This window comes from Caballeronia sp. HLA56 (assembly GCF_054655155.1).
In genome coordinates this window covers 103,298-118,933 of record NZ_BAAHOB010000001.1, presented here as the reverse complement: position 1 = coordinate 118,933, position 15,636 = coordinate 103,298, and the positions used below count along the sequence as shown (strand labels likewise).

The following is a 15,636-nucleotide window of genomic DNA, read 5'->3' as shown; positions in this document are numbered from 1 at the left end:
ACGCCGGAAGGCGGGAGAAACTCCCGAATTCGTTTCCGTGGGTTCAATCGCCGCGTCAGGGCTTCATCGAAGGATCGTCGGCGAGCAGGACGACGAGCGCCTTGGCGCCACGCTGCCACGAGAGATCCGTGTTGCCGCGTATATCGACGGAACGCTGAAAGAGCGTGGCGCCGCTCTTGGCATCTTCCACACGAAGGTTCATGTTGAGGATCAGATTACTGATCTTCTGCACCCAGCAAATGCCCACGCGCTCCACGCCAAGTTGGCGCGCTACGCGCAGTTCGCAGCCGTTGCAGGCGCTCATGTCTTGCGCCCCTTGAAGCGACGCGATGAGATCCTTGGCGGGCGCGTTATCGGCAATGCGGAACAGGCCACGCTCACGCATGTCGTCGCGCAGCGCGGTGCCGATCATCGCGAGGCGCTGGCTCTGGATGCGGTTGATGTCGGCATCGTTATACGCGGCGTTATCGTCGATAAGCGTGCAGTCGATGAGTGCAAGCGACGGCTTCTCGTTCTGCGCACCGGCGTTGCCTGTAGCAAAGCCTAAGCTTGCGATAACCACGAGAAACAGCGCACGCACTACGCGACGGATGACGGTCATGGTTGAAGTCTCGTCGGGCGAAAGGCCCGTGGCTCAACATAACGTCCAACGCGCTGCGGAGCAAGCGTATCGTTCGTTTCAACGCGCTTAAACATGGATTCATCGCGCCAACAGGAGTAACGTTGAATAGCCCGCGCGAAGATGGAAAGGAGGCGATCATGCCCGACGACCCCACGCCGAAGTGTCACGTTTTCGAATACGAAGGCTTCGAGATTCATGCACTGCCGCAAATCAAGGCAGCGCCTGAATCCGCGTCTAACAGCTACCTTTATATTGCCTATGTATGCAGACCCGGCGCGCATGCGGATACGCCTGGCGACGCCGTGCATTTTCATTCCGATGGCGACGACGCGTTCAAGACTCCCGACGACGCAGCCGACGACGCGCGGCATGTCGGCCGAAGTATCGTCGATGGTACGCATCCGGATTTGAACGTGCTGCCGCTCGTGTCGCATCATCATCACACTGGATGACATGACCGATTCGAATCAAGACGACCCGCGCATTGAAAGTCTCAGCGCCGTTACGCTCGCCACGCACGATATGCCCCGTGCCGTCGCCTTTTACGAAGCGCTCGGTTTTCGTATCGTGCATGGCGGCGCGAACGAGGCATTCACTTCTTTTGCGCTAGGTGCGTCCTTTCTCAACATCACGACCGAAACACATGGTCCCGTTCAATGGTGGGGCCGCTTCATCATTCATGTCTCCGACGTGGATGCTTTTTATCGCCGTGCGCTTGCCTGCGGAACGAAACCGCACTTCGCGCCGCGCGATGCGCCCTGGAACGAGCGCTACTTCCATCTGACCGATCCCGACGGCCACGAACTGAGTTTCGCACGGCCGCTCTAAAAAAATGCCGCGCCGCGGCACGGAACTGGCTCTTACACAAATGACGGATAGCGCACGCATCGGATCATTGATATGACCGTTCACGTACATACCCGTCCATCGCGTTGAATGACCATTCAATCGACTCGAAGCCGTACTCCGCCAGTTCAAAGTGAGCGTGTTGCTATTTCGCAAACTTGGAGCAGGCGCCTGGTTTTCAGGCGTAGAGTTAAAGTGCTTTGTCAGGTACGTGATGCATTGCGGCATAGTTATTTCAGTGGCGGGGCGTAAAGCCTTGAGCGCATCTGGCCGTTAGCCCGAACATGAATGCCGCGTGTTGGAGACTCGGAATGAAATGCACGAAAGAGCAATCCCTTCGCTATCAGGTCGAAAAATGGCTGGCGCCCGGAAGCACGCCGGTCCATGTCAGGCAATTCAGCCGCACGCGCACAGACCGGCGCCGCTTCGTTTGTGTGGAAACGCTGCAGGGCGCTGCATCGCGCGCGCTGTTTTTCTTCCGTCACGACGACGGCCACTGGTGTGTGTATCCGCCCGCGCCGCGTCACCGTAACATGCGTGGCGAAAGACTGGCCGCGTAGCACGGCATCGATTTAAAGCTTCAGGTTGTTGAGAAACTGGAACCACATGGAACCAAGCGGATTGATCGTGGGACCCGCCAGTTTCTTTTCAACGACGGGTTCTTCGGCTGGCTCGGCGTCAGCCGTCTGTCGCGAATCATGCAGCGCTATCGCGCTATCCGCGATTTGCCGCGCTTGCACTTCATCGCATTGCTGTCCAAGCAGCGCGCCGAAGACGACATCGCGGTTATGCCTTGCGACGCGAACCGCATGGCGAGCGATACATATTCCGCATAGCGCGCCTCGCGTACTTCACGCTCCTTCGCTTCGCGCTCCGTTTGCGCCTTATGTAGACGCGCGACTTCCTCCGCGAAAATGCGATCGTAGACTTCGCGTTGCGCGGGATCGGAAAGTATGGCGTAGGCTTCCTTGATCTCTTGAAACGTCGCGCGCGCGGCGTCTTCGTTGCCCGCGTTGCGATCCGGATGCGAGCGCATCGCGGCCTTGCGATAAGCGCGCTTGATCTCTTCCTCGGTGGCGTGCTCGCCTACTCCAAGCGTTTCGTATAACGTTGCCATCTGCATTGAATGATTGACGGATCGAAGGGCATCGTAACACGCGAAAAACAGCGGTTTTATGCAGGTGCGCGATGCCATCGGCACGTCATGAAGACTCGCGACAATCACCGTTTCTCCTCGCACTGCACTGGAAGATGGCGCTCTCCTTCAACGACATCCGGCATCTCTTCGACACCTACGGGGCGCTTGCCTATAGCGGCGAGCCCGTCACGCAACTCGAACACGCGCTGCAGACAGCGTATCTCGCGGAGCAGGCGGGCGCGCACCGCGAGTTGATCGTCGCGGCATTGCTGCACGACCTCGGGCATCTGTTGAACTTGCAGGGCGATACGCCGACTACACGCGGTATCGACGATCTCCACCAGTATTACGCGCTGCCGTTCTTACGCCCGCTGTTCGCGGATGCCGTGCTCGAACCGATCCGCCTTCACGTGGATGCCAAGCGCTGCCTCTGCGCGATCGATGCCTCATATCACGCGCTTCTTTCGCCCGATTCGGTGCGCAGTTTGCAGCTGCAAGGCGGCGTATTCGATGCCGACGAAGCGCGCGATTTTCTGGCGCGCCCGTTCGCCGAAGATGCCTTGGCGTTGCGCCGCTGGGATGACGAAGCGAAGGACGCCGCACGTGGCACGCCGCCGCTTGCTCACTATCTGGAATACGCCGAAGACATCGCACTGCGGAATTGAGAGGCGACCCGCGCGCCTCCGCGGGCTTCGCGTAGACTGGCGGGCATGCACTCGTCATCCACTCGAAATGCCTTGCAGCGCCCATGCAGCGTGCGAGCACACACTGCATCGTGAACGACGGCAACTTTCGCATCACCGCTGCCGTCGTGGCCTCGGCGCTCTTCATGCAGAACATGGACGGCACCATCGTCGCGACCGCCATTCCCACGATGGCGCGCGACCTGCATATCGATCCCGTCCATCTGAGCAGCGCCATTACCGCTTATCTAGTTGCGCTCACGGTCTTCATTCCGGCGAGCGGCTGGGTGGCCGACCGCTTCGGCGCGCGGCGCGTTTTCATGTGGGCAATCGCCACGTTCACGCTCGCGTCGATCGCTTGCGCGGCGGCGGCAAATCTTCCGCAACTCATCGGCGCGCGCATCGTGCAAGGTCTGGGTGGCGCGATGATGGTGCCCGTCGGCCGCCTGATCCTCTTTCGCGGCGTGAAGCGCGAAGAGCTGCTGCAAGCGACCACGTGGCTCACCATGCCCGCGCTTGTCGGTCCCTTGCTTGGGCCGCCGCTCGGCGGCTTTCTCACCGATGCGCTCTCCTGGCGCAGCATCTTCTGGGTCAACGTGCCAGTGGGCGCGATCGGTCTCGTCCTCACGTGGAAGCTCTTGCCGCCCTCGCCGCCTGAAAGCCGCACACCGCCGGATTTGCGCGGCATGCTGCTTTCAGGGACATCGCTGAGTCTGTTCATGATCGGAATCGAAAGCGCGGGACGCGGCGTGATGCCCGAAGGGCTGCCCTGGGCATGCGTCGCGGTCGGCCTTCTACTGTTCTGGGCAACCGTCGTTCACTGCCGGCGCGTGGAGAATCCTGCCATCGACTTCTCGCTGCTCGCCATTCCGACATTTCACGCGGCCACGGTCGCGGGCAGCCTCTTCCGCGCAGGCGCCGGTGCGCTGCCTTTTCTCGTGCCGCTCACCTTACAGACCGGCTTCGGTTACAGCGCGTCCGCTAGCGGACTGGTGACTTTTGCAAGCGCGCTCGGCTCTTTTTGCATGCGTCCGATGACCGCGCTCGCACTCCGGCGATTCTCCGTGCGCGCGGTTCTGTGCGCAGGCAGCGTGATCTTTGCGCTGGTTCTGGTCGTGTGCTCGACGATGTCGCAGGCGTGGCCCGCAGCCGCCATTTTCGTGCTGCTCCTCGTCGGCGGATTAGGCCGCTCGCTCAGTTTCGCGACGATGGGCGCGCTCGCTTTCGCCGATGTTCCGAAGCCGCGCCTCGCCGCCGCGACTTCGTTTCAGGGCACCGCCCAGCAGTTGATGAAGGCGCTTGGTGTAACCGTCGCGGCCGGGACGATTCAAGCCACGATGCTGATTTCCGGCAGCGTTCAGACCGAACGCTGGCAACTAGCGAGCGCCTTTTTGGCGACGGCGGCAGTCGTCCTGATATCTCTTCCAATGTTCGCACGTCTCTCCGATGAAGCCGGCGCTGGCATCTCAGCGCCCACGGCGAAGCGCGCAGAGCGCACCTGATTTACCGGGTAAGCAATACCGAATTGCAAAAATATTCATCATATTTAAGACAAGCCCATGATCCGCAAGACTTTTTTATGAAGCTATAATGCGGTTTCCTCAAGATTACCCAGTCCGATGCGTCGAAATATTCTCTCAATCCTTCTACTGATCAGCCTCGCACAAGCTGCAAGCGCGCAAGAAGCCGTGCAGCCCGGCGGCCAAAACGACACGCAGGCGCCCTCGGGCAACGACGTAAAAACAGAGCAAATCAGTCACAAGATTTCGGAATTGATCGTTCGCAAGTTCGGCGTCGCACGCGAGAAGGCGCAGACCATCGCATCGGCGGTAATGGCATCTTCATCGAAATACTCGCTTCCGCCGGCATTGTTGCTTGCGATCATTTCCATAGAATCGCGCTTCAAGGAAACGGCCCACGGCCCGAACGACGCAACCGGTCTCATGCAGGTCGTGCCTTCCGCTCACAAGAAGTTGGTTCGCGATGTGGATTTGACAGAGCCGGAAACCAATATCGAAGTCGGTTCGGCTATCCTGCACGGCTATCTGAAGTCCGCACAGGGCGATATCGACGCCGCGCTGAAGAGCTACGGCGGTTCACGCGCTTATGCCGAGAAGGTCAGTTTGCGCGTCAAGACATTCGAGCCGGCAGCGGCGGCAAGTGCAGCGTCCGTGACCGAGCAGTAAAACGTTATTCCCGATTCAATCTTTCGTTCTTCGCGCGCCGCTGCATAGCGGATGCCGCAACCTGCCCCGGCGATCGCACCTGCATGCGCGCTAGCGTACACGTACCACGACATCAGTAGCTCTTTTGTGCACCGTTAGCGTTGCCGGTACTGTCCGGCGTGCTGCGCTGCATGGTTCCCGGGTTCATGTTGTTGTTTACCCCGTTGTTCATGCCACTCTTCGCGCCTGTACCGGTCCCGCTCGTGCCATCCGACGAGCCACCGACACCCGTACCTGTCGCGCCGCTCATGCCGACGCCACCACCCTTGCCCGACGCGCCCATGCCGGCGCCAGCGCCCGCGGCGCCATTGCCGCCCGCACCTGCCGACCCCATGCCCGCGCCGCCGCCACCGCCTGCGCCGCCGCCCGCACCACCACCTGCGCCGCCTCCGCCTCCGGCCTGCGCGTAGACACCGCCCGAAAGACCCAACACCAGTGCCGAGATCACTAGCTTCTTAGTCGCGCTCATAGCAAGTCTCCAAAAGTTTGCGTTTCACGTGTCCATTCATCGTCCGTCCAGGCCGCAGAGACGCTGCAACGCACGTGGACTTTTTAGCGCAAACGTCGTGCCGCGTGGCGGCGATGGTCGTGCAATCAATATCCGTAGCCAGCAGGCGCGCACGGCACGTAGGCGCGGCGATAGCCGTCGTAGCAATAGCCAGGAGGAACGGCAGGTTGCGCGTACACGGGCTGCGCATAAGCCGGTTGCGCATAAGCCGGTTGCGCATAAGCCGGCTGTGCGTAGACAGGCTGCGCATTCGCCACCGAGCTCACGATGGCACCCAGCACCGCGCCGCCGATCAACGCGCCGACAATCGCGCCGCCATTGCCGCCACCACCGTGGCCGCCGTAGCCGCCGCCGCGCCCGTGGGCCGACGCCTGTCCTGCCACCGACAGACTTCCGATCATCAACAAGACAAGTGCTGCGCGTTTCATGAGACTCTCCAATTCCCGTGAGCCGGGTTCGTAGAGTCATCTTAAGCAGGCGATGAAGAAATAACTGATGCAGTTGGTAACGGTACATTTCAACGCTTACAAGTTAGTCCTGCGGCAGGTATTCGTTCGGATGTCGAAGTATTTCCACGGCGCTGTTATAAATGCCGACATGTGTGTTTGGCCGTAACACTTGGCGTCGCGAATCGGTAGAAACTTTCCACGACGCTCGGCGTTATAACGCGCCGTTTCATTTGCTCGCGACTCGTTACCCTTTGTCACCAGACGGACGTCAACGCGCCACTGAAGCGCGGCGTTTCATCTGCATCGCGACGAAAAAAACAGCGCATCAAGGTTTAACGGGGCGCAGCGAAGGTGCCGGTGGGGAGCCAAAACGAAGGCCGACAAGTAACAAGTCGCGAAATCCAGCGACGCAAAAAACGGCCGCCGATGCAAACAGTAGACGCAGCAGGCAGTCAGGGAGGCTGCGCGTAGGCGCATCGCGCATCGGTTGCATCGATGCGTTCAGGCAAGGCGAGCTCACGGGCTCGCCTTTTTTATTGCGTCGGCTCCACGCGCTCGCTGTGTTCCGCGCCAATCTCATGCTCGATACTCGCGTGATGTTCGCTGACCGGCAAACTCGCCGCCGACATGCGTTCACGCCGTAGCAGCCGCGCGCTGTGCACGGCGGTCAGCGCCACGGCAATCCAGATGGGCACATAGGTTCCGAGTTGCGTCGCTGAGAACGGCTCGCCGAGTACGAGCACTGCCACGCCGACCAGCAAGACCGGTTCGACATAGCCCAGAATGCCGAAGAGCGCGAGCGGCAAATAACGGCTCGCGCGCAGATAAGACGCGAGCGCAACCGTGCTCAACGCGCCGAGTCCGGGAAGCAACAGCAGCCACAAGCGCGCGTCGCTTGCAGCCATAGAAAACGAATTCCGTGCGAACAACATGACGATTGCGACCGGCGCGAGCAACATCATCTCTATCGCGAAGGAAACGAGCGGGTCCGCGTTCAGGCGTCGCCGCAAGATGAAATACGGTGGATAGCCGAGCACGACGACGAGCGTCGGCCAAGCGAACGCATGCGACATGACAAGCTCATGCGCCACGCCAAGCGCCGCCGCAATGACGCCCGCCCATTGCAGACGATCGAGCGCTTCGTGATAGTAAAAGCGACCCAGAAGGACCATGCCGAGGGGCAACAAAAAGTAGCCAAGCGACACTTCGAGCGCGCGTCCATGCAACGGCGCCCAAAGAAAAATCCATAATTGCAGGCCAAGCAAGGCGGCGACCGTGGCGAACGCCAAAAGCAGACTCGGGGTTCGAGCAAGCTTTCCAATGAGCGCGCACAATTGCGGCCAGCGATTACGCAAGGCGACGAGCAGCAGCGCGCCGGGCATGGTCCACACGATGCGCCAGGCGAAGATGTCGAGGCCATCGAGCGGCGCGAGCCATTTGGTGTAGCCCGACATGAGCGCGAAGAGCGCCGATGCGACAACGGAAAGCGCGATGCCGCGCCCGAGAACGTGCTGATTCATCAATGAGTGAAAGCTCGAGCGAAGCGGGAACTGCGCATTCTAAACGCTGTGCATCGACGCTATTCAGAGCGTGCTTCAAACTTCGCCTTGGGTCGTGCGCGTTTTTTGCTTCGCTAGTTCGCTTTTCGCGCCGGATGAACTTCACCGAGCGCGACGTTGTCTTCAACCCGTCATGCCGATGGGCGACTCTTCATATCTAACTCAACGGTTTCACCTGCCTGATTCGAGCGAAGCCGCTCACGTCATTGCATCAGCAGCATCCAAGCGCCGCGCCGTTGCAACGAAGGACGGCACGCGAATAAAACGCCGCATAGATGGAGACGTCATGATTCAACCCGCCCTATCCACCCGCGTCGACAGCGCCTTTGCCGAGGCCGTCCGCGCCGGGTTGTCGAAAGAGCCGCAAAAAGAATTGCCGTCGATGTATCTGTATGACGAAGTGGGCTCGGCCCTTTTCGAAGTCATCACTGCCCTGCCCGAATACGGCGTGACGCGCGCCGAAGAGCGCGTGCTCACGGAACATGCCGCCGATATCGTCGCGGCAATGCCGGGCAACGTGAAGGTCGCCGAACTCGGCAGCGGCAGCGGCCGCAAGACGCGCCGCATTCTGGAGGCGCTTTGTAAAAAGCAGCCCACCGCCTATTACCCGATTGAAATATCGCGCACCGCTTTGCAGTTGTGCCGCCGGGAACTGGGCGATATCGAGCGCATTTCGATCGTCGGTTATGAGCGCGATTATCTGGCCGGCTTGTCGGAAGTCAGCGCCAAACGGAAGGAAGGCGAAAGGCTGCTCGTGCTGTTTCTCGGCAGCACCATCGGGAATTTTTCGCGGCTCGCGGCGACCAAGTTTCTACAGTCGATACGCAGCATGCTCGCTCCCGGCGATGCCCTTTTGCTCGGCACCGACCTTCTCAAACCGCTGCCGACGTTAATCGCCGCGTACGACGATCCCATCGGCGTGACGGCTGCATTCAACCTGAACTTGCTGGCGCGCATCAACCGCGAGCTGGGTGGCGATTTTCCGCTCGATGCCTTCGAGCACGTCGCGCGCTTCAATTCCGAAGCACGCAGTATCGAAATGCATCTGCGAGCCAAGCGTGCGCTGACGGCGCATGTGCCAAGTGCGGATCTGCGTGTCGAGTTCCGCGAAGGCGAGACGATCTGGACGGAAAGCAGCCACAAGTACGCCGCCGATGAAGTCGCGCCGATGGCCGCCGACGCGGGCTTCGAATGCTCGCATCAGTGGCGCGACGAAGAATGGCAGTTCGCGGAGAGTTTGTTGGTGGCGCGTTGATTCAGTGCTGCTCGAAGCGCTCGTAGCGCTTTTCGACGTAGCGTTCTTCGCTGAAGAACTCGGTGACGCGGGCATGCGGCGGCCCGCGTCGCAGCCATTCGAGCATCAAGTCGACTTGATTGGCCGCGCCTTGTACGATCGCCTCCACCGAGCCGTCTTCGAGATTCGCGACCCAGCCGCGCACGCCGAGCGCATGCGCGCGCCTCACGGTGTGATGTCGAAAGCCCACGCCCTGCACGACACCTTTCACATGCACGTAATAGGTTTCGATTCTCGTATCCAGATCCGGGCCAGGCATCGCGCATTCCCCTCGTAAGCGTTGATAGGCCGCATTGTAGACGGCGTATCGAAACGCTTCAGGATCAGCTCGATTTCGCGCTTCAGCTGAGACGGAACGGCTGCGCGGAATCCGTGCGTTCGCCAGGACGCGGACGCGGCGTGCGCGGCAGATGCACTTCGAACACCGTGCCCGCCTGCGCGGACGATTGCACCGTCACGTCGCCGCCATGCATTTCGGTGATTTCGCGCGTGATGTAGAGGCCGAGCCCGAGGCCGCTGGACTCGCTCTGACGCCGCCCCGAGCGATACGGCGCAAAGATGGTCGGCACCACTTCAGGCGGAATCTCGCCCGCGTTCTGCACGACGATGGTCACGTCGTCCTTGCCGCCTTCGAGACGCACCTGAATGGCCGAGCCTTCGAGCCCGTGCTGCAACGCGTTGCCGATGAGATTCGAAAACACTTGCGAAAGCAGATCGCCGTCGCCTTGCAAAAGCGTATCGCCGTGGCGCAGCACGAAGATGCGCCCCTTGCCGACGCGCGCCTCGTATTCCTCGACGATATTCTTCGCGAGCGTCGCGAGTTCCACGGAACGCGGCTGCAAGGTCACGCGGCCGCCGCGCAGACGCGCGAGGTTCAGCAACTGATCGACCATGCGAACCATGCGCATGCCGCTCGACTTGATGCGGTTGCCGATATTCGCGACATTCTCGTCCGGCACGAAGCGCGCGAGATATTCCGCCGAAGCGATCACGGCCGACAGCGGCGTGCGCAGGTCGTGACCGAGCACGGCCATCAGCATCTCGTTTGCATCGAGCAGTTGCTGCACGGTTGCGAGTTGCGTCGCGAGTTGCTGCTTTTGACGCTCCATCTGAATGAAGACATCTACCTTCGAATTGAGGATGCGCGAATCGAACGGCTTGTAGAGAAAGTCCACCGCGCCCGCTTCGTAGCCGCGAAACGTGCGGTTGCCGTCCTGCGCGGTCGCGGTCAGAAAGATGATCGGCACATGCGCCGTACGCGGACTGCCGCGCATGAGTTCGGCAAGTTCGAAGCCGTCCATGCCGGGCATGTTGACATCGAGAATGGCGAGCGCGACGTCGTGCTTGAGCAGCAGTTCGAGCGCGGCCGGTCCCGATTCCGCCTTCAGCACCGAGAGATCCGGCCGGGCCAGCGACGCCTCGAGTGCGGTGATGTTGTTGCGGATGTCATCGACGATCAGCACATAAATGGGTTGCGTCATTTAGCGGCTCCCCTTGCCTGCATTGCCTGTTTTGCTTCCTGCGTCGCTTCCAGCTTCATTGCCTGCCTCATTGCCTAACTTATTCTCTGATAAGTACCCGATGCGCGTGGAAAGACGCGTCACCATTTGCTCCAGCGTCAGGACCTCTCGGACCGCGCCGTTTTCGATAGCCGCAAGCGGCATCGCGGACGACGAAGCCGTGCGCGGGTCCTGCGCCCAACACGCGCCGCCCGCATCGCGAATCGCCAGCGCGCCGCGCGCGCCATCGTCGTTGGCGCCCGACAGCACGATGCCGAGCAGCCGCTCGCGATACGCGTGCGCCGCCGATTCGAACAACACATCCACCGATGGTCGCGAAAAGCGCACGGGCGGATCGACCGACAGCGCGATGGAAGGCGCCGCGCCATCTTCCGCCTCGACCAGCATGTGATACCCCGGCGGCGCGAAATACACCGTGCCCGGCGCGATCTCGTCCTTGTCGAAGGGTTCGCGCACAGCGATTGCACAGCGTTGCGCGAACAGGTCGGGCAACAGGCTCGGCTGACCCTGCCGCACATGCACCACGACGAGAACCGACGGCGCGAACGCTTTCGGCAGCGCCGGCAACAGCAGATTCAGCGCCTCGACGCCGCCCGCCGACGCGCCGATCACGACGGCGTCGAAGACGAGCGGGCGCTGCATCTGTGTGCTCATCGCTACACCTTCTGATAAAGCCGCTCGCGCGGATTGAAGTCGGCGAACTGGTCCGCATGCTTCGAAAAACGCAGGCTCTCCTTGCTGCCGAGTCCGAGAAAGCCGCGCCGCACGAGCGACTCGCTGAAAAGGCCGAGCGCGCGGTCCTGCAACGCGCGGTCGAAATAGATCAGCACGTTGCGGCACGAGACGAGATGCGCTTCTAGAAACACGCTGTCCGTGGCGAGGCTGTGATCCGCGAACACCACACGCGACTTGAGCGTCTGCGAGAATTTCGCCGCGCCATAGGCCGCGTGATAGTAGTCGGAGAGCGAACGCTTGCCACCCGCCGCGAGGTAGTTCTGGCTGAACCCCGCCATGCGATCCAGCGAATAGATGCCGTTTTCCGCTATACGCAAGGCTTCCGCGTTGATGTCGGTCGCGTAGAACACGGTGCGCTCGGCGAGCCGTTCCTCGGCGAACAGCACCGCGAGCGACCACAGTTCCTCGCCGCTGCTGCATCCCGCGACCCATACCTTGATCGAAGGATAAGTCTGCAGAATCGGCACGATCGTCTCGCGAATCGCACGAAAATACTGCGGGTCCCGGAACATCTCGCTCACCTGCACGGTGAGGTACTGGAATAGCCTGCCGAAGAGCGACGGGTCGCGCAGAATGCGCTCCTGCAATTGCGAGAGCGTCGCGCATTCGAGATCGCGCACTGCCTGGCCGAGCCTGCGCCGCAGCGAACTCACCGAATAGTGCCGGAAGTCGTGCTGATACTTGAGGTAGATGGCCTCCAGAATCAGCTTCAGTTCGATATCGAACGTGGCTTCTTCGTCGTGCATGCTTTCGTTCATCAAGTGGGCCGTCTGATCTGACATCTCACGTCAACGCTGCCGCAACCAGACGCGGCACAGCGATACGAGCTTATCGACATCGATGGGTTTGGATATGTAGTCGTCCGCACCCGCCTCGAGACATTTCTGGCGATCGCTCTGCATGGCCTTCGCCGTCAGCGCGATGATCGGCAGGCGCGCGTGCTCATGCTGCTTGCGAATCTCGGTCATGGCGGTGAGGCCGTCCATCTCGGGCATCATCACGTCCATCAGAACGAGGTCGATCTCGTTGGGACGCGCGAGCGCTTCGAGCGCCTCGCGGCCGTTGCGCGCGATCTCCAGCGTGGCGCCGAGCGGCTCGATCACGCGCGACAGCGCGAAGATGTTGCGCACGTCGTCTTCGGCGAGCAGGATCGTGCGGCCTTCGAACACGTCGTCGCGCTGACGCGCCGCGCGCAGCATGCGTTGCTGCTCGGGCGGCAACGCGCTTTCCACGCTATGCAAGAAGAGCGTCACTTCATCGAGCAGACGCTCCGGCGACTTCGCACCCTTGATGATGATCGATTTCGAATAACGGCGCAGGCGCTGCTCTTCCTCTTGCGAGAGCATGCGGCCCGTGTAGACGATCACTGGCGGCGAGCCATGTCCGCTGCTCGTCGAAACGCGTTCTAGCAGTTCGTAGCCGGAACCGTCGGGCAGCGCCAGGTCCATCACGACGCAATCGAACGCGGCGCTTTTCATCTCGTCGAGTGCTTCGGCGATGGAGCCCGCTTCCACGATTCCCACGGTTTCGCTCGCGAGCAACGCATGAATGCTCTGACGTAAGGCCGGATCGTCCTCGACCACGAGCACGCGCCGCATGCCTTGCGACGAGCGCGCTTCGAGCTTGAGGATGGCCTGCGCGAGATCGTCGCGTGCGCTCGGTTTGAGCGTGTAACCGATTGCGCCGAGATGCAGCGCGACATCGGCGTGATCCGTCGCGGAGACGATGTGGATCGGGATATGACGGGTGAGCGGATCGTGTTTCAGCCATTCGAGCACGGTGAGGCCCGACTGGTCCGGCAAGCCGATGTCGAGCAGGATGCCGTTGGGTTGCAGCGAACGCGCCAGTTCCACGCCTTGCGTGGCGCTTGCCGCATGCACGCAATCGAAATCGAGTTCGTGCGCGAGATCGTAGAGGATATGCGCGAAAGGCTGATCGTCCTCGATGACGAGAATCACGCGCCCCGGCCGCTTGCGGTTCGCGCGGTCGTCGGCGATACCTTTTGGCTCGGGCATCGACGCCTGCGGAGGTTGCGGCGCCGGGCGTTCTTGCGGAGCCGGCGAAGGTGCGACCGGCACCAAGGCAGGATCGCGCACGGCGGCGGGCTCGGGCTCGCGCATATGTCCGATGGTGTCGAGCTTCGCGGTGACGGTGCCTTCGCGCGTGGCGATAGGCAGCGTCACCGAGAACACGCTGCCTTTGCCGACTTCGCTCGATACACCGACCGAGCCGCCGAGCAAACGCGAGAATTCGCGCGAGATCGAAAGGCCGAGTCCGCTGCCGCCGTATCGACGGCTCGTGGTGCCGTCCGCCTGCTGGAACGCCTGGAAGATCAGGTCTTGCTTGTCGCGCGCAATGCCAATGCCCGTGTCGCGAACCTCGAACCGTAGCGCCTGTTCGTTCGCGCGCTCCACCGCGATGGTCACGCTGCCGCGCTCGGTGAACTTGAACGCGTTGGACAGCAGATTGCGCAGCACCTGCAAGAGCCGCTGGTTATCGGTGACGAAATACTCCGGCACGTTCTCGCCATGCACGGTGAAGAACTCGAGCCCCTTGCTGGCCGCGACCGGCGCGAAGGATTGCTTGAGCGCTTGCAGAATCGAATCGACGGAAGCGGGCGCGAACTGCACATCCATCTGGCCCGCCTCGACCTTCGAGAGATCGAGAATGTCGTTGATGAGCGAAAGCAGATCGCTGTTCGACGAGTGGATGGTCGCCGCGTAGCGCACCTGCTCGTCGGAGAGATTGCCTTGCTTGTTGTCCTGCAGGAGCTTGGCGAGGATCAGCGAACTATTGAGCGGCGTGCGCAATTCATGCGACATGTTCGCCAGGAACTCCGACTTGTACTGGCTCGCGCGCTCCATCTGCAACGCGTTCGCGGTCAGTTCCTGCTGCGCCTGAAGCAGTTCGGCCTTCTGCCGTTCTAGGTTTTGCGAATGCTCTTCGAGCTGCACATTGGTCTGTTCGAGTTCGGCCTGCTGCTGTTCTAGCCGCGCCTGCGAGTCCTGCAAGGCGCGGCCGCGTTCTTCGAGTTCTTCGTTCGAGACGCGCAGTTCTTCCTGCTGCACCTGCAATTCCTCGCTCTGACGCTGTGTCTCTTCGAGCAGTTCGACGAGCCTCACGCGATACCGCGCCGAGCGCAACGCCATGCCCATCGCTTCCGATGCCATTTCGAGCAGCTCGCGGCTGTCGTTGAAGCGTCCTTCGTCGCCGACAAAGCCGAGCTCGACCACGCCCATCACTTCGCCATCGGCCATGACGGGCGCGACCACTACGCTCGATGCCGCAACCGTGCCCAGCGCGGAGCCGGCCTTCAGATAGTGCGCGGACGCATCGCGCATTTGCAGGATACGCTTGTCCTCGACCGCCTGACCCGCGAGCCCGACGCCGCGCGCAATGCGGCGCGGCGCGCCGTCTTCGTCGGGAAGCGCCCAGCCGGCGACGCGCGTGAGCGTATCGGCTTCGAACGTATAAACCACGCCGACTTTTGCGTTGACATACGGAACGAGCGAACGAAGCATGCTGACGCCGATCGAAGCCGGAGACTGTTCGCCGCGCAATTGCAGGCTCATCTGCATGATGCCCTGCTGCAGCCACGTGGTCCGTTGTACCGCGAGCCGCGATTTGATATACAGGTGCGCCACCGCCGACACCACGAGCAACACGAAAATGCCCATCGCGCGATTGAGTTGCAGGACTTCGTGGTTCGCGGTGGGTTCAGCGTTGGAGAAGACGTAGCCGCCGATCATCAGCACCGAAGACGCACCCGCGACGATAATCGGCGCAGGCGGCTTGTCGAGCCACATGCACAGCACGACCGGCAGCACGTAAAACACCCAGATCGCGAGACGCGTGGGCGTGAGCAAGTCGATGGCGAACACGACGGCAAGCGCGATCGCAATGGCAAGGTAAATCCACGAGGCGTGGCTTCGAGTGTCTTGGGGCATCGTTGACCAGGATGTTCATGTTTTGCAAAAGCGCCTACAAAGCAGGCAGGTCCGGACCATAGCACGACCCGCAAGCCCTTGTCATATCTGGCTTTGCGGGTTCTTGACGC

At 61.4% G+C, this 15,636-nt stretch carries 16 protein-coding genes and 1 pseudogene; 7 read left to right on the top strand and 10 right to left on the bottom strand.

Annotation, left to right across the window (positions count from 1 at the left end; all coding sequences use genetic code 11):
• Nucleotides 1-55: 55 nt before the first annotated feature.
• Nucleotides 56-601, bottom strand: a complete 546-nt coding sequence (locus tag ACYQ47_RS00560; RefSeq protein ID WP_244828841.1) for a DUF3280 domain-containing protein — start codon at nucleotides 599-601, stop codon at nucleotides 56-58.
• 158 nt (nucleotides 602-759) lie between these two features.
• Between ACYQ47_RS00560 and ACYQ47_RS00555 the strand changes: the two genes are divergently transcribed.
• The 3 genes from ACYQ47_RS00555 to ACYQ47_RS00545 all read left to right on the top strand — a co-directional run bounded on the left by ACYQ47_RS00555 (nucleotide 760) and on the right by ACYQ47_RS00545 (nucleotide 2,028).
• On the top strand, nucleotides 760-1,074 hold the full coding sequence (locus tag ACYQ47_RS00555; protein ID WP_250467559.1) for a hypothetical protein: 315 nt from the start codon (nucleotides 760-762) through the stop codon (nucleotides 1,072-1,074).
• Between the two features lies 1 nt (nucleotide 1,075).
• Nucleotides 1,076-1,450: a VOC family protein gene (locus tag ACYQ47_RS00550; protein ID WP_250510430.1), complete on the top strand. Its 375-nt coding sequence runs from the start codon at nucleotides 1,076-1,078 to the stop codon at nucleotides 1,448-1,450.
• Between the two features lie 329 nt (nucleotides 1,451-1,779).
• Nucleotides 1,780-2,028: a hypothetical protein gene (locus ACYQ47_RS00545; RefSeq protein WP_250527041.1), complete on the top strand. Its 249-nt coding sequence runs from the start codon at nucleotides 1,780-1,782 to the stop codon at nucleotides 2,026-2,028.
• Between the two features lie 12 nt (nucleotides 2,029-2,040).
• On the opposite strand, the pseudogene ACYQ47_RS00540 reads toward ACYQ47_RS00545, so the two are convergent.
• Nucleotides 2,041-2,585 (bottom strand): annotated as a pseudogene (locus ACYQ47_RS00540) (DnaJ domain-containing protein).
• A gap of 134 nt (nucleotides 2,586-2,719) precedes the next feature.
• Between ACYQ47_RS00540 and ACYQ47_RS00535 the strand changes: the two are divergent.
• From ACYQ47_RS00535 to ACYQ47_RS00525, 3 genes are all read left to right on the top strand, one after another.
• Nucleotides 2,720-3,271, top strand: a complete 552-nt coding sequence (locus ACYQ47_RS00535) for a phosphonate degradation HD-domain oxygenase (protein ID WP_459904806.1) — start codon at nucleotides 2,720-2,722, stop codon at nucleotides 3,269-3,271.
• Between the two features lie 83 nt (nucleotides 3,272-3,354).
• Nucleotides 3,355-4,791, top strand: coding sequence for a DHA2 family efflux MFS transporter permease subunit (locus ACYQ47_RS00530; RefSeq protein ID WP_459904187.1), 1,437 nt, complete (start codon nucleotides 3,355-3,357; stop codon nucleotides 4,789-4,791).
• Nucleotides 4,792-4,908: 117 nt separating this feature from the next.
• The gene (locus tag ACYQ47_RS00525; RefSeq protein WP_459904186.1) at nucleotides 4,909-5,475 is read left to right on the top strand and encodes a lytic transglycosylase domain-containing protein; all 567 of its coding nucleotides are present in this window, start codon (nucleotides 4,909-4,911) and stop codon (nucleotides 5,473-5,475) included.
• Nucleotides 5,476-5,587: 112 nt separating this feature from the next.
• Here the strand turns inward: ACYQ47_RS00525 and ACYQ47_RS00520 are convergent, their stop codons facing one another.
• The 3 genes from ACYQ47_RS00520 to rarD all read right to left on the bottom strand — a co-directional run bounded on the left by ACYQ47_RS00520 (nucleotide 5,588) and on the right by rarD (nucleotide 7,991).
• A complete protein-coding gene (locus ACYQ47_RS00520; RefSeq protein ID WP_459904185.1) occupies nucleotides 5,588-5,983 on the bottom strand; it encodes a hypothetical protein in 396 nt (131 codons plus the stop codon).
• A gap of 125 nt (nucleotides 5,984-6,108) precedes the next feature.
• The gene (locus ACYQ47_RS00515; protein WP_459904184.1) at nucleotides 6,109-6,450 is read right to left on the bottom strand and encodes a hypothetical protein; all 342 of its coding nucleotides are present in this window, start codon (nucleotides 6,448-6,450) and stop codon (nucleotides 6,109-6,111) included.
• Between the two features lie 554 nt (nucleotides 6,451-7,004).
• Nucleotides 7,005-7,991: an EamA family transporter RarD gene (rarD, locus tag ACYQ47_RS00510; protein ID WP_459904183.1), complete on the bottom strand. Its 987-nt coding sequence runs from the start codon at nucleotides 7,989-7,991 to the stop codon at nucleotides 7,005-7,007.
• A gap of 325 nt (nucleotides 7,992-8,316) precedes the next feature.
• On the opposite strand from rarD, the gene egtD reads away from it, so the two are divergent.
• Nucleotides 8,317-9,285: an L-histidine N(alpha)-methyltransferase gene (egtD, locus tag ACYQ47_RS00505; protein ID WP_244828850.1), complete on the top strand. Its 969-nt coding sequence runs from the start codon at nucleotides 8,317-8,319 to the stop codon at nucleotides 9,283-9,285.
• A 1-nt stretch (nucleotide 9,286) separates the two neighbouring features.
• On the opposite strand, the gene ACYQ47_RS00500 is transcribed toward egtD, so the two are convergent.
• The 5 genes from ACYQ47_RS00500 to ACYQ47_RS00480 form a co-directional block, all read right to left on the bottom strand.
• On the bottom strand, nucleotides 9,287-9,583 hold the full coding sequence (locus tag ACYQ47_RS00500; RefSeq protein ID WP_244828851.1) for an acylphosphatase: 297 nt from the start codon (nucleotides 9,581-9,583) through the stop codon (nucleotides 9,287-9,289).
• A gap of 82 nt (nucleotides 9,584-9,665) precedes the next feature.
• Entirely contained in the window at nucleotides 9,666-10,805 is a 1,140-nt protein-coding gene (locus tag ACYQ47_RS00495) for a hybrid sensor histidine kinase/response regulator (RefSeq protein WP_250467569.1), read from the bottom strand.
• Nucleotides 10,806-11,498 (bottom strand): chemotaxis protein CheB, encoded by a 693-nt coding sequence (locus ACYQ47_RS00490; RefSeq protein WP_244828853.1) that lies wholly within the window; start codon nucleotides 11,496-11,498, stop codon nucleotides 10,806-10,808.
• A 2-nt stretch (nucleotides 11,499-11,500) separates the two neighbouring features.
• A complete protein-coding gene (locus ACYQ47_RS00485) occupies nucleotides 11,501-12,337 on the bottom strand; it encodes a CheR family methyltransferase (protein ID WP_244828854.1) in 837 nt (278 codons plus the stop codon).
• Between the two features lie 30 nt (nucleotides 12,338-12,367).
• A complete protein-coding gene (locus ACYQ47_RS00480) occupies nucleotides 12,368-15,526 on the bottom strand; it encodes a hybrid sensor histidine kinase/response regulator (protein ID WP_459904182.1) in 3,159 nt (1,052 codons plus the stop codon).
• Between the last annotated feature and the right edge of the window lie 110 nt (nucleotides 15,527-15,636).

Bases quoted from the DNA above. Each gene is read 5' to 3' on its own strand.
- ACYQ47_RS00525 (WP_459904186.1), top strand. From the start codon at position 4,909: ATGCGTCGAAATATTCTCTCAATCCTTCTACTGATCAGCCTCGCACAA.
- ACYQ47_RS00530 (WP_459904187.1), top strand. From the start codon at position 3,355: ATGCAGCGTGCGAGCACACACTGCATCGTGAACGACGGCAACTTTCGC.
- ACYQ47_RS00520 (WP_459904185.1), bottom strand. From the start codon at position 5,983: ATGAGCGCGACTAAGAAGCTAGTGATCTCGGCACTGGTGTTGGGTCTT.
- ACYQ47_RS00480 (WP_459904182.1), bottom strand. From the start codon at position 15,526: ATGCCCCAAGACACTCGAAGCCACGCCTCGTGGATTTACCTTGCCATT.
- ACYQ47_RS00490 (WP_244828853.1), bottom strand. From the start codon at position 11,498: ATGAGCACACAGATGCAGCGCCCGCTCGTCTTCGACGCCGTCGTGATC.
- ACYQ47_RS00550 (WP_250510430.1), top strand. From the start codon at position 1,076: ATGACCGATTCGAATCAAGACGACCCGCGCATTGAAAGTCTCAGCGCC.
- ACYQ47_RS00545 (WP_250527041.1), top strand. From the start codon at position 1,780: ATGAAATGCACGAAAGAGCAATCCCTTCGCTATCAGGTCGAAAAATGG.
- ACYQ47_RS00495 (WP_250467569.1), bottom strand. From the start codon at position 10,805: ATGACGCAACCCATTTATGTGCTGATCGTCGATGACATCCGCAACAAC.
- ACYQ47_RS00560 (WP_244828841.1), bottom strand. From the start codon at position 601: ATGACCGTCATCCGTCGCGTAGTGCGTGCGCTGTTTCTCGTGGTTATC.
- ACYQ47_RS00555 (WP_250467559.1), top strand. From the start codon at position 760: ATGCCCGACGACCCCACGCCGAAGTGTCACGTTTTCGAATACGAAGGC.
- rarD (WP_459904183.1), bottom strand. From the start codon at position 7,991: ATGAATCAGCACGTTCTCGGGCGCGGCATCGCGCTTTCCGTTGTCGCA.
- ACYQ47_RS00515 (WP_459904184.1), bottom strand. From the start codon at position 6,450: ATGAAACGCGCAGCACTTGTCTTGTTGATGATCGGAAGTCTGTCGGTG.
- ACYQ47_RS00485 (WP_244828854.1), bottom strand. From the start codon at position 12,337: ATGAACGAAAGCATGCACGACGAAGAAGCCACGTTCGATATCGAACTG.
- ACYQ47_RS00500 (WP_244828851.1), bottom strand. From the start codon at position 9,583: ATGCCTGGCCCGGATCTGGATACGAGAATCGAAACCTATTACGTGCAT.
- egtD (WP_244828850.1), top strand. From the start codon at position 8,317: ATGATTCAACCCGCCCTATCCACCCGCGTCGACAGCGCCTTTGCCGAG.
- ACYQ47_RS00535 (WP_459904806.1), top strand. From the start codon at position 2,720: ATGGCGCTCTCCTTCAACGACATCCGGCATCTCTTCGACACCTACGGG.